General features: G+C 57.2%; 24 protein-coding genes. 3 read left to right on the top strand and 21 right to left on the bottom strand.

Annotated elements, in window-relative coordinates; translation table 11 throughout:
• Positions 1–162 precede the first annotated feature (162 nt).
• From WFN61_RS06115 to WFN61_RS06075, 9 genes are all read right to left on the bottom strand, one after another.
• Entirely contained in the window at positions 163–1,347 is a 1,185-nt protein-coding gene (locus WFN61_RS06115) for an MFS transporter (protein ID WP_144817856.1), read from the bottom strand.
• 126 nt (positions 1,348–1,473) lie between these two features.
• Positions 1,474–2,469: a glycine betaine/L-proline ABC transporter substrate-binding protein ProX gene (gene proX / locus WFN61_RS06110; protein ID WP_144817857.1), complete on the bottom strand. Its 996-nt coding sequence runs from the start codon at positions 2,467–2,469 to the stop codon at positions 1,474–1,476.
• 69 nt (positions 2,470–2,538) lie between these two features.
• A complete protein-coding gene (gene proW, locus WFN61_RS06105; protein ID WP_144817858.1) occupies positions 2,539–3,630 on the bottom strand; it encodes a glycine betaine/L-proline ABC transporter permease ProW in 1,092 nt (363 codons plus the stop codon).
• Positions 3,623–4,825, bottom strand: coding sequence for a glycine betaine/L-proline ABC transporter ATP-binding protein ProV (proV, locus tag WFN61_RS06100; protein WP_337038264.1), 1,203 nt, complete (start codon positions 4,823–4,825; stop codon positions 3,623–3,625). The genes proW and proV overlap by 8 nt, the downstream gene beginning before the upstream one ends.
• A 353-nt stretch (positions 4,826–5,178) precedes the next feature.
• Positions 5,179–6,141 (bottom strand): class 1b ribonucleoside-diphosphate reductase subunit beta, encoded by a 963-nt coding sequence (gene nrdF, locus WFN61_RS06095; protein WP_337038261.1) that lies wholly within the window; start codon positions 6,139–6,141, stop codon positions 5,179–5,181.
• A gap of 10 nt (positions 6,142–6,151) precedes the next feature.
• Complete coding sequence (gene nrdE / locus WFN61_RS06090; protein ID WP_337038259.1) at positions 6,152–8,296, bottom strand: class 1b ribonucleoside-diphosphate reductase subunit alpha; 2,145 nt, start codon at positions 8,294–8,296, stop codon at positions 6,152–6,154.
• Positions 8,269–8,679, bottom strand: coding sequence for a class Ib ribonucleoside-diphosphate reductase assembly flavoprotein NrdI (gene nrdI, locus WFN61_RS06085; RefSeq protein ID WP_337038257.1), 411 nt, complete (start codon positions 8,677–8,679; stop codon positions 8,269–8,271). Before nrdI ends, nrdE begins: the two co-directional genes overlap by 28 nt.
• On the bottom strand, positions 8,676–8,921 hold the full coding sequence (gene nrdH, locus WFN61_RS06080; RefSeq protein ID WP_312274813.1) for a glutaredoxin-like protein NrdH: 246 nt from the start codon (positions 8,919–8,921) through the stop codon (positions 8,676–8,678). Before nrdH ends, nrdI begins: the two co-directional genes overlap by 4 nt.
• Before the next feature lie 181 nt (positions 8,922–9,102).
• Complete coding sequence (locus WFN61_RS06075; RefSeq protein ID WP_337038252.1) at positions 9,103–9,537, bottom strand: carboxymuconolactone decarboxylase family protein; 435 nt, start codon at positions 9,535–9,537, stop codon at positions 9,103–9,105.
• 88 nt (positions 9,538–9,625) lie between these two features.
• Between WFN61_RS06075 and pdxR the strand changes: the two genes are divergently transcribed.
• Positions 9,626–10,975: a MocR-like pyridoxine biosynthesis transcription factor PdxR gene (gene pdxR / locus WFN61_RS06070; protein WP_222888612.1), complete on the top strand. Its 1,350-nt coding sequence runs from the start codon at positions 9,626–9,628 to the stop codon at positions 10,973–10,975.
• Positions 10,976–10,991: 16 nt separating this feature from the next.
• Here the strand turns inward: pdxR and WFN61_RS06065 are convergent, their stop codons facing one another.
• Complete coding sequence (locus WFN61_RS06065) at positions 10,992–11,318, bottom strand: DUF883 family protein (RefSeq protein ID WP_042387595.1); 327 nt, start codon at positions 11,316–11,318, stop codon at positions 10,992–10,994.
• A gap of 161 nt (positions 11,319–11,479) precedes the next feature.
• On the opposite strand from WFN61_RS06065, the gene WFN61_RS06060 reads away from it, so the two are divergent.
• Complete coding sequence (locus WFN61_RS06060) at positions 11,480–11,824, top strand: DUF2002 family protein (RefSeq protein ID WP_144817866.1); 345 nt, start codon at positions 11,480–11,482, stop codon at positions 11,822–11,824.
• 12 nt (positions 11,825–11,836) lie between these two features.
• Here WFN61_RS06060 and alaE read toward each other — a convergent pair whose 3' ends face one another.
• Both alaE and WFN61_RS06050 read right to left on the bottom strand, forming a co-directional pair.
• Entirely contained in the window at positions 11,837–12,286 is a 450-nt protein-coding gene (alaE, locus tag WFN61_RS06055; RefSeq protein ID WP_257758341.1) for an L-alanine exporter AlaE, read from the bottom strand.
• Positions 12,287–12,580: 294 nt separating this feature from the next.
• A complete protein-coding gene (locus tag WFN61_RS06050) occupies positions 12,581–12,760 on the bottom strand; it encodes a hypothetical protein (protein WP_042387590.1) in 180 nt (59 codons plus the stop codon).
• A gap of 239 nt (positions 12,761–12,999) precedes the next feature.
• Between WFN61_RS06050 and WFN61_RS06045 the strand changes: the two genes are divergently transcribed.
• The gene (locus WFN61_RS06045) at positions 13,000–13,158 is read left to right on the top strand and encodes a YqaE/Pmp3 family membrane protein (RefSeq protein ID WP_042387589.1); all 159 of its coding nucleotides are present in this window, start codon (positions 13,000–13,002) and stop codon (positions 13,156–13,158) included.
• 42 nt (positions 13,159–13,200) lie between these two features.
• Here WFN61_RS06045 and WFN61_RS06040 read toward each other — a convergent pair whose 3' ends face one another.
• From WFN61_RS06040 to pqqA, 9 genes are all read right to left on the bottom strand, one after another.
• Positions 13,201–14,613, bottom strand: a complete 1,413-nt coding sequence (locus tag WFN61_RS06040; RefSeq protein ID WP_337038245.1) for a DNA cytosine methyltransferase — start codon at positions 14,611–14,613, stop codon at positions 13,201–13,203.
• 68 nt (positions 14,614–14,681) lie between these two features.
• Positions 14,682–15,518, bottom strand: coding sequence for a glycerophosphodiester phosphodiesterase family protein (locus tag WFN61_RS06035; protein WP_337038243.1), 837 nt, complete (start codon positions 15,516–15,518; stop codon positions 14,682–14,684).
• Between the two features lie 152 nt (positions 15,519–15,670).
• The gene (locus tag WFN61_RS06030; RefSeq protein WP_337038241.1) at positions 15,671–16,315 is read right to left on the bottom strand and encodes a helix-turn-helix domain-containing protein; all 645 of its coding nucleotides are present in this window, start codon (positions 16,313–16,315) and stop codon (positions 15,671–15,673) included.
• Positions 16,316–16,426: 111 nt separating this feature from the next.
• Positions 16,427–18,754, bottom strand: coding sequence for a pyrroloquinoline quinone biosynthesis protein PqqF (gene pqqF / locus WFN61_RS06025; protein ID WP_337038238.1), 2,328 nt, complete (start codon positions 18,752–18,754; stop codon positions 16,427–16,429).
• A 2-nt stretch (positions 18,755–18,756) separates the two neighbouring features.
• Positions 18,757–19,890 carry a pyrroloquinoline quinone biosynthesis protein PqqE gene (gene pqqE, locus WFN61_RS06020; RefSeq protein ID WP_144817872.1) on the bottom strand — a complete coding sequence of 378 codons (1,134 nt, stop codon included), beginning with the start codon at positions 19,888–19,890 and terminating at the stop codon, positions 18,757–18,759.
• Positions 19,883–20,161: a pyrroloquinoline quinone biosynthesis peptide chaperone PqqD gene (gene pqqD, locus WFN61_RS06015; RefSeq protein WP_144817873.1), complete on the bottom strand. Its 279-nt coding sequence runs from the start codon at positions 20,159–20,161 to the stop codon at positions 19,883–19,885. The genes pqqE and pqqD overlap by 8 nt, the downstream gene beginning before the upstream one ends.
• The gene (gene pqqC / locus WFN61_RS06010) at positions 20,161–20,916 is read right to left on the bottom strand and encodes a pyrroloquinoline-quinone synthase PqqC (RefSeq protein ID WP_144817874.1); all 756 of its coding nucleotides are present in this window, start codon (positions 20,914–20,916) and stop codon (positions 20,161–20,163) included. The genes pqqD and pqqC overlap by 1 nt, the downstream gene beginning before the upstream one ends.
• A gap of 9 nt (positions 20,917–20,925) precedes the next feature.
• Positions 20,926–21,837, bottom strand: coding sequence for a pyrroloquinoline quinone biosynthesis protein PqqB (pqqB, locus tag WFN61_RS06005; RefSeq protein ID WP_144817875.1), 912 nt, complete (start codon positions 21,835–21,837; stop codon positions 20,926–20,928).
• Positions 21,838–21,894: 57 nt separating this feature from the next.
• Positions 21,895–21,972 carry a pyrroloquinoline quinone precursor peptide PqqA gene (gene pqqA, locus WFN61_RS06000; RefSeq protein ID WP_144817913.1) on the bottom strand — a complete coding sequence of 26 codons (78 nt, stop codon included), beginning with the start codon at positions 21,970–21,972 and terminating at the stop codon, positions 21,895–21,897.
• Positions 21,973–22,066: the final 94 nt, after the last annotated feature.

Genomic DNA, 22,066 nt, shown 5'->3' with positions numbered 1-22,066 from the left:
TTGGGCATGACCTCATTAGTTACAGCCGATATAGTAACGATAGTGACAAATAAAGTAAATGTATTAGTTGAGGATATACATTCAGTAACTGAAACCGTCACCAGGCGGGGCATACCTTACCACCCCCGCCGTTATCGATGCTAACTAAAGGTCAATGAACGGTTACTCCGTAGCCGATTGGCGGTGATAGCCACGCCACCAGACCAGCAGGTTGATCAGCGCCACGGCGCTGCCCGCCAGACAGACGCCGCGCCAGCCGTCGTGCTGCCAGGCGCTGGCGGAGATCAGCGACCCGGCCGCGCCGCCGATAAAGTAGCTGGTCATGTAGCCAGCGGTGAGGCGGTTACGTGCCTCCGGCTTAACGCGGTAGATCACCGTCTGGTTGGTGATATGTACCCCCTGCACCGTGAGATCCAGCACGACAATACCGACAATTAACGCCAGCGCCGAGGCGTGGCCGAACCAGATAGCAATCCACGACAGCAGGAGTAGCAGTAGACCCCAGGTGGTGGTCAGGTGCGACTTGCCACGATCGGCAAGGCTTCCCGCTGGACGCGCACCGAGCGCACCTGCGGCCCCTGCCAGGCCAAACAGGCCGATGACCCCTTCGGAGTAGTTAAAGGGCGGAGCGGCCAGCAGAAAGGCCATGGAGGTCCAGAGAATGCTGAAGTTGGCAAAGGTAAAGCAGCCCAGCACGGCGCGGGTACGCAGCAGCCTGTCATGGGTAAAGAGGGAGAACACCGAGCCGAGCAGCTGGAAGTAGTTGAGGTGGTTGTCCTGCTTGACCTTGGGCAGGCCGCGCCAGAGGGCAAATGCCATCACCACCATCAGAACGGTAGCCACCCAGTAGACCGTACGCCAGCCGCCGAGGTTCGCCAGCAGCCCGGCCACGGTGCGCGCCAGCAGGATCCCCAGCAGCAGGCCGCTCATGATCGTCCCGACGACCTTGCCGCGCTTCGCCGGTGTAGCGAGGGTCGCAGCCAGCGGGACAAGGATCTGCGCGACGACGGAAAAGAGGCCGGTGAGGGCGGTACCGAGGATCATCATGCCCAGTGACTGGCTGGTGGCGGTGATTAACATCCCGCCCGCTGCGAGCAGGGTCATCACCACGATCATTGTCCGGCGCTCGAACATATCTCCCAGCGGCACCAGCAGCAGCAGGCCTGCTGCATAGCCGAGCTGGGCGGCGGTGACGATAAACCCGGCCTGGCTGGAGGAGAGTGAAAAGGCGCGCGCGATGGTATCGAGCAGGGGCTGGGCATAGTAGTTGCTGGCCACGGTCAGGCCGGTAGCCACGGACATAAGCACAATCAGCGCGGGGCTGAGCGGATGGGAGGATTTGGTCATAAGTAGGCGATATTCAGATAAATGATTATTTATCATAACGAATTCGCGGATAGCTGGGGAGAGATCGTGTGTCGGTTCGTGCTGTGGAAAAAATGCTCCCCCACCTGCAGGTGAGGGAGAGAAAGCTTACTGCTGAGCAGCCAGCGCCTCTTTGATCCAGCCGTCAAACTGCTGCTGGTGGGCTTTGATCCAGCCGTCGACGTGGCCCTGGATATCCGCTTCCGAGGCTTTGCCCGCGTGCATCATGGCATTCTGGGCGTTGATGTCCGCCAGCGGCAGCTTCATCACGGAGAACAGCTTCGCCGCCGCCGGGTTTTTCTCGGCCCAGGCTTTGTTGGCAACGATATGCATGGTGTTAACCGGGAAGCCATAGTTCATGCCGTTCGGCAGCTTGGTGTCGATATCTTTCTGCTCGCCCGGCAGGGAGGAGAAGGGTACCTGTAACCAGACGACGTCGCGGCCTGGCTTCATCACGTCACTCACCCAGTATGGAGTCCAGGTGTAATAGATGATGGGTTTACCCTCTTTAAAGCGGGCAATGGTGTCGGCCATCATCGCGGAGTAGTTACCGTGGCTGACCTCAACGGTTTTCTCCAGATCGAAGGCTTTGTTCTGGTGGTTAATCACCGCTTCGCAGCCCCAGCCCGGCGAACAGCCCATCATGTCGGCCTTGCCGTCACCGTTGGTATCAAACAGTTTGGCGATCTTTGGATCCTTCAGCTGCTCAATATTGGTGATGTGATACTTCTCGGCGGTTTTCTTATCAATCAGGTAGCCCTGCGCCGCGCCGGAAACAAAGGTGCCTTCGCGGTAGAACTTCTTATCGCCACCGGCGGCGGCGTACATGTCGTCATGCAGCGGCTGCCAGTTGACGGCGGTAAAGGTGGCATCGCCGGAGGCAATAGAGGTGTAGCCGACGTTGTAGTCCACTTCGCTGGCCTTGTTCACGGTGTAGCCGAGCTTCTCAAGGGCGCGGCTGACCAGCAGCGTCTGGAAGGACTCTTCAGAGATGGTGCTCTGGATCGGCTGGACGGTCATGCCTTTGCCCGGCAGATCCGCCGCGAAGGTGCTGGTTGAGACAAGGGTGGCAAACGCTGTGGCAAAAAGTACGCTATGTCGCATCGTTGTTCCTTAATTATGGGAAGGGAGGAGTAGGCCCGGCAAGCGAAGCGCCGCCGGGCAAAAAGTCACTTATTTAATGAAAGGACGCGTCACTAACCCGATAGGACCCGAGGTATACCAGCGGCGGTTGCCACGGCTGCGGGAGTCGCGGCCCACGGCCTGGGTCAGGCGGTCAAGGATGATCGCCAGGATCACGATCCCGACGCCGCCCACGGTGGCCAGGCCCATATCGAGACGGCCAATACCGCGCAGCACCATCTGGCCGAGGCCGCCCACGGCGATCATCGAGGCGATCACCACCATCGAGAGGGCGAGCATCAGCGTCTGGTTCACACCGGCCATGATGGTCGGCATCGCCAGCGGCAGCTGCACTTTAAACAGCATCTGGCGCGGGCTGGCCCCGAACGAGCGTGAGGCTTCGATCAGATCTTCCGGCACCTGGTTAATACCGAGGATCGTCAGACGCACGATCGGCGGCAGGGCGAAGATAATGGTTACCACCACGCCCGGCACGTTGCCGATCCCGAACAGCATGACGATCGGCACCAGGTAGACAAAGGCCGGCGTCGTCTGCATCGCATCCAGCAGCGGACGAATAATTTTCGCCGCCCGCGGACTGCGTGCCAGCCAGATCCCCATCGGCAGGCCAATCAACACGCAGAAGAGCAGGGCGGTCAGCACCAGCGCCAGGGTGATCATCGCCTGCGACCAGGCACCGATCGCGCCGATCAGGATCAGCGACACCAGGGTAGCGATGCCCATACCCGCGCCGGCAAACTGCCAGGCGATCAGGGCGAAGACCACGATGGCGACCGGGGCAGGCATACCCAGCAGCAGCTGTTGGAAGCCGTTGAGGATATAGTCCACCGGTACGCGGATGCCCTGGAATACCGGACGGAAGTGGGTGACCACCCAGTCAATGCCGGTAGTGACCCAGCTGTCCAGCGGGATCAGCGTCTTGTGGAACGGATCCATAATGTTGAAGTGTTCCGGCGCAGGCGGGGCGCTGTTCAGCCAGTCTGCGCTGCCGCCGTCGGTCGGTGCCGCAGCCGGAGTCGTACCCCATGCGTCGGCGGACTGCGTTGCGGTAGATTGTGTAGCAGCAGATTGCGTGGCGTCTGCCGCCTCGGTGGTTCCCCACGGATTAGATTGATCAGCCATTGTTTGCCCCCTCGCGATCTAAAGCCTGCAGCAGCATCCGTTTTGAGATGATGCCGACGTACTGTTGCTCTTCACCCACTACCGGTACGGCACAGGGTGCCTGGCCTACGTGGGAGAGCAGTTCGCTAAGCGGCGTCTCTGCGTCGACCGGAGCCGGAGAGTCAATGAGCGCCGCGTCGATACCCTGCTGCTGGCTCAGCGCCGCCTTCAGGGAGTCGATGGAGACCGTGCCGACAAACTTGTTGCCGCGCTCGATGACGTAGCCATATTCGCGATCCTCGTCCTCCAGCAGCTTCAGCGCCGAGCGCGGGCCGAAGCCGGGGGCTTTACGCAGCAGGCCAACCGGGCTACGACGGGCAATATCCTTGGCGCTAAACACCTGGCTGATGTCCACGCCGCGGAAGAAGGTGCGCACGTAGTCGTTGGCCGGGTTATTTAAGATCTCATCCGGTGTGCCGACCTGCACCACTTCGCCGCCCTGCATAATGGCGATGCGGTCGCCGATGCGCATGGCTTCGTCGAGATCGTGGGAGATAAAGACAATGGTACGCTGCTGTTTAGACTGGAGCTTCACCAGCTCATCCTGCATCTCGGTACGGATCAGCGGATCGAGGGCCGAGAACGCTTCGTCCATCAGCAGAATATCGGGGTTGATCGCAAGGGCGCGGGCAAGGCCAACGCGCTGGCGCATGCCGCCGGAGAGTTCATCCGGGTAAGCGTGGGCGTAGTTCTCCAGCCCCACCTGACGCAGCGCATCCAGCGCTTTGGTCTGGCGCTCGCCAGCAGGCATTCCCGCTAATTCCATACCAAACGCCGTATTGTCGAGTACGGTCATGTGTGGCATTAGCGCGAATGACTGGAAAACCATCGCAATCTTTTTCCTGCGCACCTCACGGAGTTCGGCGTCTGATATTTTGGCGATATCTACGCCGTCAATCAGCACCTGGCCGCGGGTGGGTTCAATCAGGCGATTGAGAAGGCGAACCATGGTCGATTTCCCCGAACCGGAGAGCCCCATGATGACGAAGATCTCGCCTTCTTCAATGGCCAGACTGGCGTTGATAACGCCAAGGGATAGCCCTGTTTTTTCCAGAATCTGTGCTTTCGAAAGTCCCTTGTCGATATATTTGAACGCCCGCTGCGGGTTGTCGCCAAATATCTTATAGAGATTTTTTACTTCGAGTTTAATTGCCATGCAATAAAAAGGTTCCCGTATTTATTTATATCAATAACAATCATGATGGAAATAATGAGCGGGCTATACCCTAGCACAGTGAGAATCTGAGACAACCCTCAATTGCACCCTGGCATGGAAATTGCTGAACCGCGAACGGCGCGACTTCCCATGAGATAAGGGCTCGGGGGCAATATCCAGTGAGGGAAATTTTTTCCTTTTTTGTGGTACAGGCTCACATAAATTGCCACTGTTACCGGAAATAATGTCGAGGATTTTACTGCAGGTCGCATTGAAATATATTTGTAATATGAATGGTGCTCAGGGAAATAATCGGGCAGATCACCATAAAATAGTGACTGCCAGAAATATAATTAAAAATCCCAGTCTGTGTCTTCGGTTTCCACCGCTTTGCCCATCACGTAGGAGGAGCCAGAGCCGGAGAAAAAGTCATGGTTTTCGTCGGCATTGGGTGACAGCGCGGCCATGATGGCCGGGTTCACGTCGGCCATCTCCGGCGGGAACAGCGCTTCATAGCCGAGGTTCATCAGCGCCTTGTTAGCGTTGTAGCAGAGAAAGGCTTTCACCTCCTCTTCCCAGCCGGTTCCCGCGTAGAGCGCCTCGGTGTAGGCCAGCTCGTTATCATAAAGCTCCATCAGCAGATCGAGGGCGAAATTTTTCAACGCCTCCCGTTCGCCAGCCTCTACTTTTTCCAGCCCGCGCTGGTACTTATAGCCAATGTAGTAGCCGTGTACCGCTTCATCACGAATGATCAGCCGGATAAGATCGGCGGTATTGGTCAGCTTGCCGCGGCTGGACCAGTACATCGGCAGCCAGAAGCCAGAGTAGAAGAGGAACGACTCCAGAAAGACGCTGGCGATCTTCTTCTTCAGCGGCGCATCGGCGGCGTAGTGCGCCAGAATAATCTGCGCCTTACGCTGGAGCGGAGCGTTCTCCTCGCTCCACGCGTAGGCGGCGTCCACGTCGCTGGTCTGACAGAGGGTGGAGAATATCGAGCTGTAGGAGCGGGCGTGGACCGCCTCCATAAAGCTGATGTTGGACATCACCGCCTCTTCATGGGGGGTGATGGCGTCCGCCATCAGCGCCGGTGCGCCGACGCCGTTCTGAATGGTGTCCAGCAGCGTCAGGCCAGTGAAGACGCGGATTGTCAGCTGCTGCTCGGCGTGGCTTAGCGTTTGCCACGCGGGAATGTCGTTCGACAGCGGCACCTTCTCCGGTAGCCAGAAGTTGCTGGTCAGCCGGTTCCAGACCTCCAGATCCTTATCATCCTGAATAATGTTCCAGTTAACGGCGCTAACCCGTGATAAACGGCTCATCCTCTTCTCCTTACAGCGCGCATGACACGCAGCCTTCAATTTCGGTGCCTTCCAGCGCCAGCTGGCGCAGACGAATGTAGTACAGCGTTTTGATGCCCCGCTTCCAGGCGTAGATCTGCGCCCGGTTAATGTCGCGGGTAGTGGCGGTATCCGGGAAGAAGAGGGTTAAAGAGAGCCCCTGATCCACATGGCGCGTGGCCGCCGCATAGGTGTCGATGATCTTCTCAGGGCCAATCTCATAGGCATCCTGATAGAGATGCAGGTTATCGTTAGTCATAAACGGGGCAGGGTAGTAGACGCGCCCGGTTTTTCCCTCTTTGCGGATCTCAATCTTCGATACGATGGGATGGATGCTGGAGGTGGCATGGTTGATGTAGGAGATGGAGCCGGTAGGCGGCACGGCCTGCAAATTCTGGTTGTAGATGCCGTAGCGCATCACGTCGTCGCGCAGCTGGCACCACATCTCCCGCGTTGGCAGTACGATGCCCGCCCGCGCAAACAGCGCCCGCACGGCCTCTGTTTTCGGCTGCCAGCGCTCCTCAATATAGTGCGTAAAGTAGTCGCCGCTGGCGTAGCGCGACTGCTCAAATCCGGCAAAGCGCTGGCCTCGTTCGCGGGCCAGCATCATGGAGGTGTTCAGCGCATGCCAGGTAACGGTGTAGAAGTAGAGATTGGTAAAGTCGATCCCCTCTTCGCTGCCGTAGGCAATGCCCTCCCGGGCCAGATAGCCGTGCAGGTTCATCTGCCCGAGACCAATGGCGTGCGACGCGGCGTTGCCGGCCTGAATTGAGGGCACGGAGCGAATATGGCTCATGTCCGACACCGCCGTCAGTCCGCGGATGGCGGTCTCTACGCTGCGGCCAAAATCGGGCGAGTCCATGATATGGGCGATGTTCAGCGAGCCAAGATTGCAGGAGATGTCGTGTCCGGTTTGGGCGTAGTCGAGGTTCTCGTCATACGTCGAGGCGCTGTTGACCTGCAAAATCTCCGAGCAGAGGTTGCTCATGTTGATTCGCCCGGCAATCGGGTTAGCGCGGTTGACCGTATCCTCGAACATAATATACGGGTAGCCCGACTCGAACTGGATCTCTGCCAGCCGCTGGAAGAAATCACGGGCGTTAATGGTGGTTTTGCGAATGCGATCGTCGGCGACCAGCGTGTCATAGTGCTCGCTGATAGCGATATCGGCAAAGGGTTTGCCGTAGATGCGCTCTACGTCGTAGGGGGAGAAGAGCGCCATCGGGGCGTTCTCCTTCGCCAGTCGGAAGGTGACGTCCGGGATTACGACGCCCAGCGACAGGGTTTTAATGCGGATCTTCTCATCGGCGTTCTCGCGCTTGGTATCAAGAAAGCGCAGGATATCCGGGTGGTGAGCGTGCAGATAGACGGCCCCGGCCCCCTGGCGCGCCCCCAGCTGATTGGCGTAGGAGAAGGCATCCTCCAGCATCTTCATTACCGGGATAACGCCCGAGGACTGGTTTTCTATCCGCTTGATCGGCGCGCCCGCCTCGCGCAGGTTCGACAGCAGGAAGGCGACGCCGCCGCCGCGCTTGGAGAGCTGGAGCGCCGAGTTCACCGCCCGGCCAATCGACTCCATATTGTCTTCAATGCGCAGCAGGAAGCAGGAGACCAGCTCCCCACGCTGCTGCTTACCCGCATTTAAAAAGGTAGGCGTTGCAGGCTGGAAGCGGCCGGAGAGCATCTCTTCGCTAAGCTGGCGCGCCAGCGCCTCGTCGCCCTGGGCCAGGGTCAAGGCAACCATCACCACCCGATCCTCGAAGTGCTCCAGGTAGCGCTTGCCGTCGAAGGTTTTTAGCGTATAGCTGGTGTAGAACTTCCATGCACCCAGAAAAGTGTGGAAACGAAAGCCGCTGCGGTGAGCGGTGGCAAAGAGATCGACGATAAACTCCTGACCATAGCGCGCCAGCACGCTGCCGTCGTAATAGCCCTCGTTCACCAGGTAGTCCAGCCGCGCCTGCTGGCTGGCAAAGGTCACGGTATTCGGCAGGACATGCGCGGTGTGAAATGCCTCCACCGCCTGACGATCTTTATCCAACTGAATGTGGCCTGATGAATCATAGAGATTCAGCATGGCATTCAGCGCATGGTAGTCCGGCGCGGCCTGCATCACGCGTTCTGCGGTTGTCGTTGCCAAAATTCGCTCACTCCTTTTCGCACGTTGTCGAGATCCTGCTGCGTGCCCATCAGTTCAAAACGGTAGAGATAAGGGACGCTGCACTTTTGAGAAATCACATCCCCGGCGCGGCCATAGGCATCACCGAAGTTACGGTTGCCAGCGGCAATAACGCCACGGATCAGCGCCCGGTTTTGTGGATCGTTCAGAAAGCGGATCACCTGGCGCGGCACCGCGCCTGCCGTACCGCCCCCGCCGTAGCTGGGAACGATCAGAATATAGGGAGCGTCCACCTGAATACGCTCGCGCTCGTTAAGCGGAATGCGCACCGCCGGCAGCCCGAGACGCTCAATAAAGCGCTGCGTATTTTCCGAGCTGCTGGAGAAGTAGACGAGGTTGCTCATGCGCTGGCGACGCGGGAGGCGGGCAGCAGGCGGTTAATCATATCCGGACGAAAGCCCGACCAGCTGGTGTCGCCCGCAATCACCACCGGCAGCTGGCGGAAACCCTGCTCCCGCAGCGTATCGGCAGCTTCCGGAACGAGATCGATATTCACCATCTCAAACTTCACGCCCCGGCTCTCCATAGCCCGTTTTGTGGCGTGGCACTGAACACAGTCGTTTCTAGTGTAAATAGTAATGATCATGATTCGTATTCCCATCTATAATAGCAGGTCGGCGCGAAAGGTCGCCCCGGGATATGTGCTTCTTGCTTACAGGAATACTAGATGTAGTTATAAAAATTATCAACCGCGCTATATATAGGTTTTAGGGCGGATTTATGCCCCGTCGACGCATGCGACGGGGGCGGGTAGCTTTTGGCTGAAATTACAGGCGCATGGCAACGGCGAGGCGGTTAAATGCATTCATAAGGCTTATGGCACATGTCAGATCACTCACCTGCTCAGCGCTAAAATGGGCCAACAGTGGCTGATAAACGCTCTCTTCCGCGTGGCTGTCGGCAATATGGGTCACCGACTCGGCCCATGCCAGCGCCGCTTGCTCTTTGTCACTGAAGTGGTGGCTGATCCGCCACCCTGCCAGCGCATCGAGTTTTGCCTGCTCAACACCCGCTTTACGCAGCGCCCGGCTGTGCTTGTCGAGACAGAATGCACAGCCGTTGATCTGTGAAATACGCAGGTAGATAAGCTCAATAAACGTGTTATCAAGCGAGCATTGCTCCAGTGCCTGACTGGCCTGAATCAGGCCGTTATAGGTGGCTGGGCTAAGTTCATAGAAAGGCTGGCGTAGTAGCTGGTTCATCACTCTTCTCCTCGTTAAGATGGCGAAAATGTAGCACTATGATGGTCTGCTCTGGAGAGCCATATTTTGATTAAAAAGGCAGACCATAATGGACGCACGCTATCAGCAAATTGCCCGGCAGCTTAAGGCCGCCATTACTTCAGGAGAGCTCAAAACCGGGAGTCGGCTGCCGTCGAGCCGGACATGGGCCCAGGAGAATGGCATTTCACGTACAACGGTTGAGCAGGCTTACGGCGAGCTGGTCGCGCAGGGATGGCTGGAGCGGCGTGGGCAGGCGGGCACCTTCGTGAGCCAGACTTCACCTTCGGCGTTAGCAGAGACGCCCGCCGTACAGCACGGCGACGAGCATGAGCCGAAGCCGTTTCAGATGGGCCTGCCCGCGCTGGATCTCTTTCCGCGTGCGCTGTGGGCGCGGCTGACCGGCAGACGTCTGCGTACCCAGTCGCGCTTCGATCTCACGCTTGGGGATCCGGCGGGCGAGGCTATGCTGCGCCAGGCCATCGCCGACTACCTGCGCTTCTCCCGCAGCATTGAGTGCCAGCCGGAGCAGATATTTATTACCTCGGGCTATGCGCAGTCGATGAGCCTGATCCTGCAAACGCTGGCCCGCCCGGGGGATGGCATGTGGGTGGAAGATCCCGGCTTCCCGTTGATCTCTTCTGCCATTGAGGGGGAAGGGGTCCAGCGTCTCCCGGTGCCCGTGGACCAGAACGGAATGGATATTGAGGCGGCGATAGCGCGCTGGCCCCAGGCGCGTTTTGCGTTGCTCACCCCGGCCCATCAAAGCCCGTTGGGCGTTGCGCTGTCGCTCCCCCGGCGCAGGCAGGTGCTGGCATGGGCGGCCCAGCAGGCCGCGTGGATTATTGAGGATGACTACGACAGCGAGTTTCGCTATCACGGCAGGCCGCTGCCGCCGTTAAAGAGCCTCGATGCCCCGCAGCGAGTGATCTATACCGGCACCTTTAGTAAATCCCTGTTTCCAGCCATACGCACGGCCTGGATCGTCGTGCCAGCCGCCGAAGCAGCGGCGTTTCGCCAGCGGATCACCAGCACTCCGTGCAGCGTCCCCACGCTGTGGCAGTGCGCGCTGGCGGATTTTATTCAGCAGGGACATTTTTGGCGTCATTTAAAAAAGATGCGGCTGCACTATGCTCAACGGCGTGCCTGGCTGGAAGCGGCGCTCATCCACTACGGGTTTAACGTAGTGCCTCAGCAAGGTGGTATTCAGCTGGTGGCCGAGATCGACGGGGATGACAGAGCCATTGTGGCGCGGGCGCAGCAGAGGGGGCTGGCAGTACAGGCGCTAAGCGACTGGCACAGCGCGCAGCCGGGACGTCGCGGGATTTTAATGAGCTTCACGAATATTACGTCCGCCGAAATGGCGATGCAGTGGGTAGGGCGGCTTTATGAGAACGAAAAGAAACCCCGTGAGGGTTAGCTCACGGGGTTGGGTATTAACGACGGAGGCTTAGCAGCGCACCGAGGAAGATCCCGGCGGCAGCGGCAGCACCTACGCTGCACCATGGCCTGTCTTTAACAAAGCTATCCGCACAGCCGGCAACATCGGTCGCTGCTTGCGTAACGCGGTTACGGCCATGCAGCTTGGCTCGGGTCTGTTTCAGCAGCGCCTGTGCTTTACGACGGGCACCGTCTGCATCATCTTTTGCATCGCTTCCCCAGGACTTCAATACCGCCTCCAGAGAGTCCGCTAGCTGGCTGACATCATTATTAATATCGTCTACGCCTGCATCTACGTCGCTACGGTTTGGTCTTCTAAGCATATGATCCTCCCTTGATTTCGATGTACTAATCAGTGTAGCGCAAAATTTTAACCTCTGACGCCAATCACGACTTGATGGGGCGTTTATGGACTTTTCCGAAAGCGCTGCTAATGCTCAATACTGTAAGGTGGCGCTGCTGTAGACGATGACGAGGATAAAATATGTACTTACGACCCGATGAGGTGGCACGCGTTCTTGAGAAGGCGGGATTTACCATGGACGTCGCGACGCCAAAGGCCTATGGCTATCGTCGCGGAGATAACTATGTGTATGTGAATCGTGAAGCGCGAATGGGGCGCACGGCGCTGATTATTCATCCTACGCTAAAAGAGCGCAGCCAGACGCTGGCTGAACCGGCTTCCGATATCAAGACCAGCGATCACTATCAGCACTTTCCGCTCTACTTAGGCGGCGATGCGCAGGAGCACTACGGCATTCCGCACGGTTTTAGTTCACGTATGGCGCTGGAGCGTTATCTGACTGGACTCTTTGGCGAGTCGGCCTGACTCGCCACGCCATCAGGCTTTGGCCTGATGATAGCTGCTCACCCGGAACAGGCGACGGCAGTAATCGAGAAAGTAGCCATAGGCTGCGCCCATCACCATTGAAACCACGATATTTGAACTGACGGCAGCAGCAATCTGATGCCAGTCAGCCCCCACCACTAGCAGGATTGTCACGTAGACCGGCGACTGAAAAGTCACATACGCCAGCACGTCCGCCATGTTTTTAACTCCACCAGCAGGGGAGAGGCGTCGGGCGAAGCGCATAAAGGCATCGCGGTAGAGGCCATACGGCCATGCAATAAGGATGTTTACCGGGATCGCTACCAGCCGCGAGGAGAGAGACTGCTCGAACGTCATTCCCGAGAGGAAAATCTCAATCAGCATGTTCACGACAGAACAGTAGACGACCATCGCAAAGGTGTCTGCCATGGCATGACGCAGGCGAGACTGGGGAGAGAACATGCTGATGCTCCTGCATAAAAGCAACGAAAGGGGAAGGTTTGACAGCGTTTTGCGGCGCTGCTTTGATTGCGCATAGATTATATCTCTGCCTGTCAACGTACAACTAGCGTAAAATTTTTATTTATCACGCTTTTGTCGATAACATTCTCTGCGGCAGGCTGTTTTTCATCCGCTGCGTTATTTTTGGTGGGGTAGTTAGGTAATGTTTTACTAATCAAGAAGTTATTAAAAAGAGGTGGAACGGCGAGGGGAAGCGGTACGGTGAGCGGATGCCCACCGTAGAAGCGGTGTCTTTTAGCAGACGCCGAAATTGCCTTCTTCTTTGTACAAGGTGACATCAGCAGCCTTAATGGTTACCTTTTCACCCTGCTCGTTACTGGCGGGTACGGCCACAATCTGGTCATCATTTACTTCCACAACTTTAAGCTTCTGGCCGCCGATGCGGGGCTGCACATAATCACCAACTGAAAACATAGCGTCTCTCCTCTCTTTTGATGCATTCACTATAGGTCAGGCCAGCGGCCTGAGAAAATAAATAAGCCCGATTATAACTATCGTTCAACACCTTAAGACAGATTAAGCCAAAGTTTAAGGGTAAGTAAAAGAGGGTAAAAGCACGGGGCGAAAGTGGCAGAGTCACTTAAAATAGCTACGCTTAAAGAGAAAATGTCTTTTTATACAGCCACCTGGATAAATTTTACACGGGAGTAATTATGGGTTTCTGGCGAATTGTACTGACAATTATTCTGCCCCCGCTGGGCGTGCTGCTTGGCAAGGGCTTTGGTATGGCGTTCATTCTGAACATCATCCTGACACTTCTGGGGTACATCCCGGGTCTGATCCACGCTTTCTGGGTACAGTCGCGTTCATAATGCCGTTTTCGGGCAGGAGACCTGCCCGTAACCATCATCTCGCTAGCGTTTTTTAACCGCTTCGAGGATCCAGGGTTCCAGCAGCTTCGCCACGGCAGCGAAGACCGGAACCACGACGGAGTTACCGAACTGGCGGTAAGCCTGGGTATCGGACACCGGTATACGAAACGGTGCCTGCCCAGGCTTTTCAAACCCCATCAGACGAGCGCACTCCCTCGGCGTTAAGCGTCGGGGCCGCCGCAGCTGGTTATCAGCGTTGCCGAAGTCAGCTTCGCCGAGCGCGCGATCCCATCCCCTGTCGATTAAAATCTCTGAACCATCCTTGTAGTAGCGGGCCGACAGAGTGCGCGCCACGCTCTCTGCGCGGGTGGGATCCACCAGACCGAAACCAAAGCCGTTACCCTTTGCCTGATGTTTTTTGGCGTAGTGCCAGAGATAGTGCCACAGCTTTTCTGACAGGATGTATTTGCTGTCCGCGTCCGGCTGCAGGAGCTCGCCAAAGGCAGGGCGGCGTTCAGGGTAGAAGCGGGCAACGTCGCGCAGGGTAAAGCCGTTATGGATGCCCAGATCGCGTCTGAACCCCACCAGCACAATGCGCTCCCGGTGCTGGGGCAGGAAGTGGCGGCCATCGATAACCTTGGGATCGTCTTTACCCACTGCGGCCGCATCGGCAACCTCATAGCCCAGCTCATCCAGCGTCGCCATGATGACGGCGAAGGTTTTACCTTTATCGTGGCTCTTTAGGTTCTTCACATTTTCCAGCACGAAGATAGCGGGCTTTTTCGCTTTGATAATTCGCGCAACGTCGAAAAAGAGGGTGCCCTGGGCTTCACACTCAAAGCCGTGTGCCCGGCCCAGGGCGTTCTTCTTGCTGACGCCTGCCAGACTGAACGGCTGGCAGGGGAAACCGGCCAGCAGCACGTCGTGATTGGGGATCTCAGCGTCAATATGCGCATAGGCCTCGGTTTCCGACACGTCTTTATCCGCGCTCAGCGTGACTTCGCGGATATCCTGGTTAAAGCGATGGGATGCTTCGTCATTGAACCAGTTAGCCTGGTAGGTACGAACCGCATTTTTGTTCCACTCGCTGGTGAAAACACACTGTCCACCGATGGCTTCAAAGCCGTGGCGTATGCCACCGATGCCGGCAAAAAGATCGATAAAGCGAAAGGCATAGTGGGGATGATGTGCCGGAGGAGAGGGAAGCATCTTTTGTAGCAGCTCTGCTTCTAATGCCGTCAGGGTTTTCGGTGCGCTTTTTCCGTTTACCCAGCGGTTAAGCGTCTCCCGGCTCCACTCGCTCTTACCCAGCTTACGTAGCTGCTCGGCCACATATTTTTGACCATAGATGGCCAGCACCTGGTCCAGCAGCTTCCTGTCCTGAGCCTGCTGCAGCTCCTCATGCGTACGCGCACGCTCAAGCAAATCCTGCGCTATTACATCAAATTCCGCCATGATCTCTCCTTGGGGTTAATGCGTGAAAATATATCACTCATTTGACCCAGCGAAACAGAGATTTCTTGCTAACGGGTAGCGGGTAGCGGGAAGTCAACAAGTACGCTATCTGCGTGCAGCGTCTGCGCTATCTGGTACAGGGTTTCAGTATCCCCTCCAGTAAGGATCACTTTGGCAAGCTTGTTATTCCTGAAGCAGCGCATGGCTTCCTGACCCCACGCCAGCGGCGAAGCGCTTGGTGCATTTTGTATATAGCGTTGATATTTTAGGATATACCACTTTTCAATTGCGAATGAAGGAACATCACAGCGATGGTTGATGATGATATCCGAGAGCACCGTCTGGGTAGCTTGCTCGGTCTCAAATCGCGCGATGGTATCGGGCAGAGCGTCAAGGAAGAGCGCATTATTTGCATATACGCGCACCCTGTTGTAGCTATGGCTCTTTTCAAGTACGTCTTCCAGCAGCACGGAAAAGAGCTGAGGAGGCGTACCGGGTGAGTTAATCTCGAGAAAGAAAAAGGTGTTGGGCCATCTTTTGAGCACCTCTGCCAGGGTAGGTACATAGAGATTTTTGCCTCGCAAGGGGTAGTCTGGTTTACCATACCAGTAGCCTGCGTCGGCCTGTTGAAGTTGGGCGACGGTATAGGCCGCGACCGGCCCTTTCAGGTTGGTTAACGTCTGCAGATCGGCAGGGCGATAGAGGACGATCTCATTATCTTTACTGAGCTGTAGGGTCAGCCAGATGGCATTCGCCCCGCTATCGACAGCCTTTTTGATTGATAAAAGCGTATTCTCTGGGGTATCTACCGTACCCTGGCGGGTAATGACCAGCGGCTCTGAAGCCAGTGTCACGATTGAAAATAGCATACCGACAGAGAGCATTAATTTAAACAAAATACGCATTGTTGTTTCTCTTACAGGGCGACAGCATCGTGAAGACCCTCTCTTTTTTTACGGGGGGTGCGTAAAGATGGCATGTTAAAGAATTAATTATAAAAATAATATTCTTATGATGAATGTATTAAGCTATCTATTTTTATGCCTTAACGGTTTAATTAAAACTTTTCCGGCAGGTTTCTGTTGATGCGTATAAGCTTGCCTTTTTTCATCTCTATAAACCCACCCGCCTTCAGTTCTGCAAGAATTTTCAAAATGATGCTGCGCGATAGCCTGGAAAACGTCTGCATATATTTGACTACGGTGTAGCGCTCCTTCAGCGAGTAGGCGGTCTCTCGGTCCATATAGATAAGATAGCTTCTGATGATATCATAAGCCGACTGTAGTCCAGACGCTGCGGTTCTCGCTGCCAGAGTATTAACTATCGTCAGCATAATCTTCATAACATCTGGCCAGAGCCGGTTCTCTTCGACGATCTTAATAAATTTATCAACGCCTACTGAATAAACCATACACGGCGCGATAGCTTCATATTGGGCAATAGCACCCGAAGGCGCAAGCTGTCCGAGGCCCAGAATCGATGGGCCGGTGACGATGGCTAAATTTTGCTTTTTATCTCCCTCACCCAACGCACAAATCATGGCTCCGCTGAGCAAAAAAACGATCTTTCCTGGCGGGGCGCCATTTCGTGCGGCGGTTGGCAATGTCTGGCCTGTTTCGATAAGACAGGGCTGGTTAACAGGAAAGTGAGATAAAATATTTTCAATAGAAGCCAGCGGTTTTTCTAATGCTTTCAGATCCATTGTTGTCTACCGTGCTATAAAAATATGAAGAGTGGAATAGTACAAGCTGACGGTGTGGAATGAAATGAGCAGGCGCGGCCAAAAATCATAAGCACGGCATTAATAATATTTTTATAATAGCTTAATACTCTGGTGCAGCCTCTGCTGCCAATACTGGAGCTGCGTCAATGATAATAAGGAGACGTGCTCGAGAGGCATACGGTTTTCCAGTGCGATTTCCCGGGCGCGCTGCAGCGGCTCAGCACTAAGCTGCCGAACATTTTGCCGCACTCTTTGCTGTATCTGATTCAACTCACCGACCTCCAGAGTCGCTAACGTATGCTGCATGTTGAGTAAAAATTCATTGGTAAACCGTTGCAGCTGTTCAACGCTAAACGTCGGGGACTGGAGAGCGAACAGCAGACCTTCAACCTCACCGCTGCGGTAGAGCGCGCACTGCACTACGTAGCCGATGTTGTGCTCCACGCGGAGCCGCTGGAAGTAGCGCGGCGCGTATAGCTGAGCCAGCACGCGCAGCGCCCAGCGTCCCTCAGCTTCATTATTTGCTAAAGGATAAAATTGCAGCAGCGCATGTTCGCTGCCGCTCTCTGTCAGCATGACAGGATGATGCTGACGCGGAGACGGCATTAACCGTTCAGCAGTGACGGAACAAGGAGAATCGCTGAGCAGATGCGCCAGCCGCTGCTGTAACGCTTCATCGCCGCCGACCAGCGTGGCGTGCCAGTTGGGCATTGGCTCGGGCGAGGCATTTAACGCCGCGGGTAGCTGTGCTAACAGGCGGCGGATGGCGATATCGTATTGCTCTGCCAGCCGGGCGCGACGCTGGTTTCTTGCTGCTTCATGGCGCATTGCCGGTGTCAGCCCCGCCAGCGCACGGTTTATGAGACTCAGGCCATGGCAGATCAGCGCCTCGCTGCCCGTCAGCTGCAGCAGCCATATACCCTGATGTCGTTCCACGCTGACATGTCCATCCCGGTGTGCCAGCTCAGCGGCGACGGCACGCAGCGCCACCTGCATGCATCCGGCATGCTCATCGGTAAGCGCTGCGGGCCATGCGGGATAGAGCAACAGCACCGGCTGTGCGTCTCCGGGAAGAAGATGCCGAAGCGGTGCCCGATCTGCAGGCAGTACCGGCATTGGCGGTAGTGCCGAAGAGGAGAAAAAGTGGAACGCTTCGGCGGCAGGAGCGGCGGCGGCGTTGGTAAAAGGGCCGAGCACCAGCGGCAACCCCTGAAGTTCATGTTTTTCGCCGCCGCCCTCAGGGCGCACGGCCAGACGGCGGCGGGGGGCGACAATCAGTGCAGCGATATGCTGACGCCAGCCGTCATGCTGTTCTGCGGGCGGCAGACCAAATGCTTTGGCCCGCAGCTGATCGAGCGGCGCCCGCTGTTTGACGTCGCGGTTCGCCAACTGGCGATAATGCTCAAGCTGGGCAGGGGTCAGGTCACGTAGAGACCCCAGCCACGCAAGCAGGGCGCTTTCAATGTTAGCGGCTTCGTGAGCCGACCCGCTATTGACGGTAAAGATAAAGCTCAGCAGCGCGCTGTTTTCACTACAGCGTAAATAATCGAGTCGAACGGCGTCGCAGCATGCCTGAGCCCGCAGCCTGGCCAGCAGCCCTCCGGGGGCCTCATCCAGCAGCAGGCGCTCCAGACGCCGCAGCCAGCTACGTGACCGGAAGGGCTGAAGGGCAAACACCAGCCGCAGCTGGGGGGCACCGGGGAGAGAGAGGGTATAATCCTGCCCGGCGACCAGCGGCGGCGCTGCTACCTGCGGGAGGGCATTGCCAGCGATAAAACGGTTGCCGTAGCGTGTCGCCAGCGTATGCAGCGCCTCCAGCGGCTGGGGGCCATGCAGCCATAGCGTCATGGCCGGGGCACGGAAATAGCGGCGATGAAACTGCCGCAGGGCGCGTTGCAGGGCTGGAGTGTTATCGCCAAAGGCCGCGCGGCTGCCGATATGAAAGCGGTGCAGGGCGTCAATGCCGCTGAACATGTGCCGCTGTGCGGCTTCGCAGCAGGTTTCCGCATCGGTACGGAGCAGATGATACTCTGCGTCGATCACCTCAATCTCTTGCTTTACCGCCCCGGCAGTAAGCCGCGGCGCGGCGAGCATATCGCTCAGACGGGCCAGTCCATCCGCCAGGTGTTCGCTGCCGGCTTCAAAGAAGAGAGCCGTTTGCGTGGTCTGCGTCGTAGCGTTCACCCTGCCACCTACCGACTGTGCCCAGGCAATAAGGCTATCCTCTGCGGCAAAGTTAGCGCTGCCGCGAAACAGCATATGCTCCAGCAGATGTGCGAGGCCAGGCCAGGCGGTGGGCTCCTGGAAAGATCCCGCCTCGACCCGCACCAGAGCCGCGGCGCAGGTTGCGGCGGGGTCGCTGACGGCGTGAATGCGTAGGCCGTTATCGAGCAGCCAGCAGGCGTTGGCGATCTCCACGTTTAGCCTTTGAAAATCAGCCGGGAGTTGGCCTGATTGCGGAAACGCAGCTGATCGATGCCGAGCTGGGTGCGGTTTGCCGCTTCTCGCGCCGCCAAAATGGTGCCGTGATGGGGCGATTTAGCACACACCGGGTCGGCATTATCAGCGTCGCCGGTGAGCATGAAGGCCTGGCAGCGGCAGCCGCCGAAGTCTTTCTCTTTCTCCGGGCAGGATCGGCACGGCTCCGGCATCCACGCATTGCCGCGGTAACGGTTAAAGCCGAAGGAGTGATACCAGATATGCTCGAGATCGTGTTCCAGCACCGACGGAAACTTCACCGGCAGCTGACGGGCACTGTGGCAGGGCAGGGCCATTCCTTCCGGCGTCACGCTCATGAAAATGGCTCCCCAACCGCCCATACAGCCTTTTGGCCGCTCCTCATAGTAGTCCGGCGTGACAAACAGCAGATTAGCCAGCTTGCCGTCGACGGCCATGCGTTCGCGGTAGCGCTGGACCACGCTCTCTGCTTTGGCGATCTGTTCGCGGGTGGGAAGCAGGCCTTCGCGATTCAGGTGCGCCCAGCCGTAGAACTGGCAGGTTGCCAGCTCTACGTCATCGGCATCCAGCTGGATCGCCAGCTCGATGATACGGTCAATCTGATCGATATTATGGCGATGCAGCACGAAGTTGAGCACCATCGGATAGCCGAGCGCCTTAACCGCTTTGGCCATTGTCAGCTTCTGCTGAAATGCTTTGGCAGAGCCAGCCAGAGCCGCGTTTAACGTCTCGTCGCTGGCTTGAAAGCTGATCTGAATATGGTCCAGCCCGGCATCGGCGAAGGTCTGCAGCTTCTTCTCGGTCAGGCCGATGCCGGAGGTGATCAGGTTGGTGTAAAAGCCGAGATCGCGCGCGGCGGCGATCAGCTCGGGGAGATCTTTACGCACCAGCGGCTCGCCGCCGGAGAAGCCCAACTGCACGCTGCCCATCGCGCGTGCCTGGCGAAATACCTCGATCCACTGCTCGGTACTCAGCTCTTTTTCCTGGGCGGCGAAATCGAGTGGGTTGGAGCAGTAGGGGCACTGCAGCGGGCAGCGGTAGGTCAGCTCCGCCAGCAGCCAGAGCGGTGGGTTCACCGTGGGCGCGTGGTCAGTCATGGAAGATCACCCATTTTTGTTCATAGGCGCGCTGGAAAAACTCCATTACGTCGTCCGCCAGCCCTCCGGCATCGGGGAAACGCGCGTTTAACTGCGCGATAATGCCCTCCAGCGTCGTGTGGCCATCGACCAGCTGTAAAATGGCGGCCGCGCTATCGTTTAGTTTGGCCATGCCCTCCGGGTAGAGGATCACATGGCTATTTTGAACCTGCTCCCATTGCAGGCGGTAGCCGCGACGGAAGAGGGGAATTTGTTCAGGGGTTAATGTCATTATACCAGCCTCTGATTGTGCCATACCCGCTCGGCGGTCACGCTGTGATAAGGGGGACGGTTCAGGGTGTAGGCCATGCTCATGGCGTCCAGCATGCTCCACAGAATATCCAGCTTGAACTGCAGGATCTCCAGCATCCGCTGCTGCTTCTCAACGGTATCGCAGTACTCTAGCGCCAGCGCCAGACCATGCTCAACGTCGCGATTGGCCTGGCCAAGGCGGCTGCGGAAGTAGTCATAGCCCGCTGCGTCGATCCACGGGTAGTGCTGCGGCCAGCTGTCGAGGCGCGACTGATGGATCTGCGGTGCGAAGAGTTCGGTCAGGGAGCTACAGGCGGCTTCCTGCCAGCAGGCGCGGCGCGCGAAGTTCACATAGGCATCCACCGCGAAGCGCACGCCAGGAAGCACTCGCTCTTCAGAGAGCAGACTCTCGCGCTGCAGGCCGACGGCCTCACCGAGGCGCAGCCACGCTTCAATCCCCCCCTCGCTACCGCCGTAGCCGTCGTGATCCAGAATACGCTGCACCCACTTGCGGCGGGTTTCCGGCTGCGGACAGTTAGCCATGATGGCTGCATCCTTGATGGGAATGCTGGTCTGGTAGTAGAACCGGTTGGCGACCCAGCCCTGGATCTGCTCGCGGGTGGCTTCACCGTTATGCATTGCGATGTGATACGGATGATGAATGTGGTAGTAAGCACCTTTCGCGCGCAGCGCCGCCTCAAATGCCTCAGAAGAGAGAAGCTGTGGTTGTGTCATGGTCATTTCCTACAACTCGATGTTCATGCCATCCCAGCTCACTTCGATGCCAGCGGCGTTCAGGCTCCGCCGCTCCGCGGAGTCCTCGTTGAGGATCGGGTTGGTATTGTTAATATGAATGAGGATCTTACGCCTGGCGGGCAGGGTGCTAAGCAGCGCCGCCAGCCCGTTCTCTTCCGCCAGCGCCAGATGCCCCATGTCTTTACCGGTATTGCGGCCTACGCCAGTATTGGCCAGCTCATTATCACGCCATAGCGTGCCGTCGATCAGCAGACAATCTGCCCGGCGTAGCCAGGGCATGAGCGCCTCGTCTGGTTCACCCAGGCCTGGGGCATATAGCAGCCCAACCCCGCGTGCGGTATCCTCGATAAATAGCGCCACGTTATGGCCTGGCAACGGGCGATCCCGGTATGGTGAATAGGGCGGTGCGTTGCTCAGCAGCGGGATGGCGGTGAAGCGCACATGGGAGCAGACCGCGGTTTGAAACGGCTCGCCGGGCGTCACCGGATGGTGAATTAGCCCGCCGTTCCAGTGGGAGAGCATAGGAAACACGGGAAAACCGGTGCTGAGATCGTTATACACTTCCGGGGTGCACCACACGTGATGAGGGCAGCCTTCACGTAAATTGAGTAATCCCGCACTGTGATCGATCTGACTGTCGGTCAGAATGATTGCGCCGATACCGGTCCCACGCAGTACGTCAGGGTTATTCAATTCGGGTGAGGCCAGCAGCTGATGGCAAATGTCCGGCGAGACATTGCACAAGACCCAGTTTTTACCGTCGTCGCTGACGGCGATGGATGACTGGGTGCGGCGCGTGGCGTTGATGCTGTGATCGCGAACGCCGCGGCAGTTTTCACAGTTGCAATTCCACTGGGGAAAACCGCCGCCCGCTGCCGAGCCGAGAACTTTTATCTGCATGTCAAAACCAGAAGAAAGAGAAAGAAATGCCCGCACGAAAAGCGGGCAGACGGGCGATTAACGGTTGGAAATGTACAGCGTCACTTCCAGGCCCAGGCGCAGATCAACAAACTCAGGTTTAATCCAGGTAGTCATAGCGGTGCTCCTTTAGATGCATCGTAGAGTGTCAGGCCTGATGATAAGCATTCGCATCAGGCCGGTGAATGTTAACGAAATGTGATTTGGTTCA

Source organism: Pseudescherichia sp. AS216 (genome assembly GCF_037152055.1).
In the GTDB taxonomy this organism is placed as follows: Bacteria; Pseudomonadota; Gammaproteobacteria; order Enterobacterales; family Enterobacteriaceae; genus Pseudescherichia.
Note: the sequence above shows the minus strand (reverse complement) of the source record. Positions and strands in the feature narration are given on the sequence as shown.

What these genes read in the sequence shown, in the direction of transcription:
- WFN61_RS06060 (WP_144817866.1), top strand. Translation starts at nt 11,480, where the DNA reads ATGTACTTACGACCCGATGAGGTGGCACGCGTTCTTGAGAAGGCGGGA.
- WFN61_RS06030 (WP_337038241.1), bottom strand. Translation starts at nt 16,315, where the DNA reads ATGGATCTGAAAGCATTAGAAAAACCGCTGGCTTCTATTGAAAATATT.
- proV (WP_337038264.1), bottom strand. Translation starts at nt 4,825, where the DNA reads ATGGCAATTAAACTCGAAGTAAAAAATCTCTATAAGATATTTGGCGAC.
- WFN61_RS06040 (WP_337038245.1), bottom strand. Translation starts at nt 14,613, where the DNA reads ATGGCGGAATTTGATGTAATAGCGCAGGATTTGCTTGAGCGTGCGCGT.
- pqqB (WP_144817875.1), bottom strand. Translation starts at nt 21,837, where the DNA reads ATGCAGATAAAAGTTCTCGGCTCGGCAGCGGGCGGCGGTTTTCCCCAG.
- nrdF (WP_337038261.1), bottom strand. Translation starts at nt 6,141, where the DNA reads ATGAGCCGTTTATCACGGGTTAGCGCCGTTAACTGGAACATTATTCAG.
- pdxR (WP_222888612.1), top strand. Translation starts at nt 9,626, where the DNA reads ATGGACGCACGCTATCAGCAAATTGCCCGGCAGCTTAAGGCCGCCATT.
- pqqC (WP_144817874.1), bottom strand. Translation starts at nt 20,916, where the DNA reads ATGACACAACCACAGCTTCTCTCTTCTGAGGCATTTGAGGCGGCGCTG.
- WFN61_RS06050 (WP_042387590.1), bottom strand. Translation starts at nt 12,760, where the DNA reads ATGTTTTCAGTTGGTGATTATGTGCAGCCCCGCATCGGCGGCCAGAAG.
- alaE (WP_257758341.1), bottom strand. Translation starts at nt 12,286, where the DNA reads ATGTTCTCTCCCCAGTCTCGCCTGCGTCATGCCATGGCAGACACCTTT.
- pqqD (WP_144817873.1), bottom strand. Translation starts at nt 20,161, where the DNA reads ATGACATTAACCCCTGAACAAATTCCCCTCTTCCGTCGCGGCTACCGC.
- proX (WP_144817857.1), bottom strand. Translation starts at nt 2,469, where the DNA reads ATGCGACATAGCGTACTTTTTGCCACAGCGTTTGCCACCCTTGTCTCA.
- WFN61_RS06035 (WP_337038243.1), bottom strand. Translation starts at nt 15,518, where the DNA reads ATGCGTATTTTGTTTAAATTAATGCTCTCTGTCGGTATGCTATTTTCA.
- nrdH (WP_312274813.1), bottom strand. Translation starts at nt 8,921, where the DNA reads ATGATCATTACTATTTACACTAGAAACGACTGTGTTCAGTGCCACGCC.
- pqqA (WP_144817913.1), bottom strand. Translation starts at nt 21,972, where the DNA reads ATGACTACCTGGATTAAACCTGAGTTTGTTGATCTGCGCCTGGGCCTG.
- proW (WP_144817858.1), bottom strand. Translation starts at nt 3,630, where the DNA reads ATGGCTGATCAATCTAATCCGTGGGGAACCACCGAGGCGGCAGACGCC.
- WFN61_RS06075 (WP_337038252.1), bottom strand. Translation starts at nt 9,537, where the DNA reads ATGAACCAGCTACTACGCCAGCCTTTCTATGAACTTAGCCCAGCCACC.
- WFN61_RS06045 (WP_042387589.1), top strand. Translation starts at nt 13,000, where the DNA reads ATGGGTTTCTGGCGAATTGTACTGACAATTATTCTGCCCCCGCTGGGC.
- nrdI (WP_337038257.1), bottom strand. Translation starts at nt 8,679, where the DNA reads ATGAGCAACCTCGTCTACTTCTCCAGCAGCTCGGAAAATACGCAGCGC.
- WFN61_RS06115 (WP_144817856.1), bottom strand. Translation starts at nt 1,347, where the DNA reads ATGACCAAATCCTCCCATCCGCTCAGCCCCGCGCTGATTGTGCTTATG.
- pqqE (WP_144817872.1), bottom strand. Translation starts at nt 19,890, where the DNA reads ATGACTGACCACGCGCCCACGGTGAACCCACCGCTCTGGCTGCTGGCG.
- WFN61_RS06065 (WP_042387595.1), bottom strand. Translation starts at nt 11,318, where the DNA reads ATGCTTAGAAGACCAAACCGTAGCGACGTAGATGCAGGCGTAGACGAT.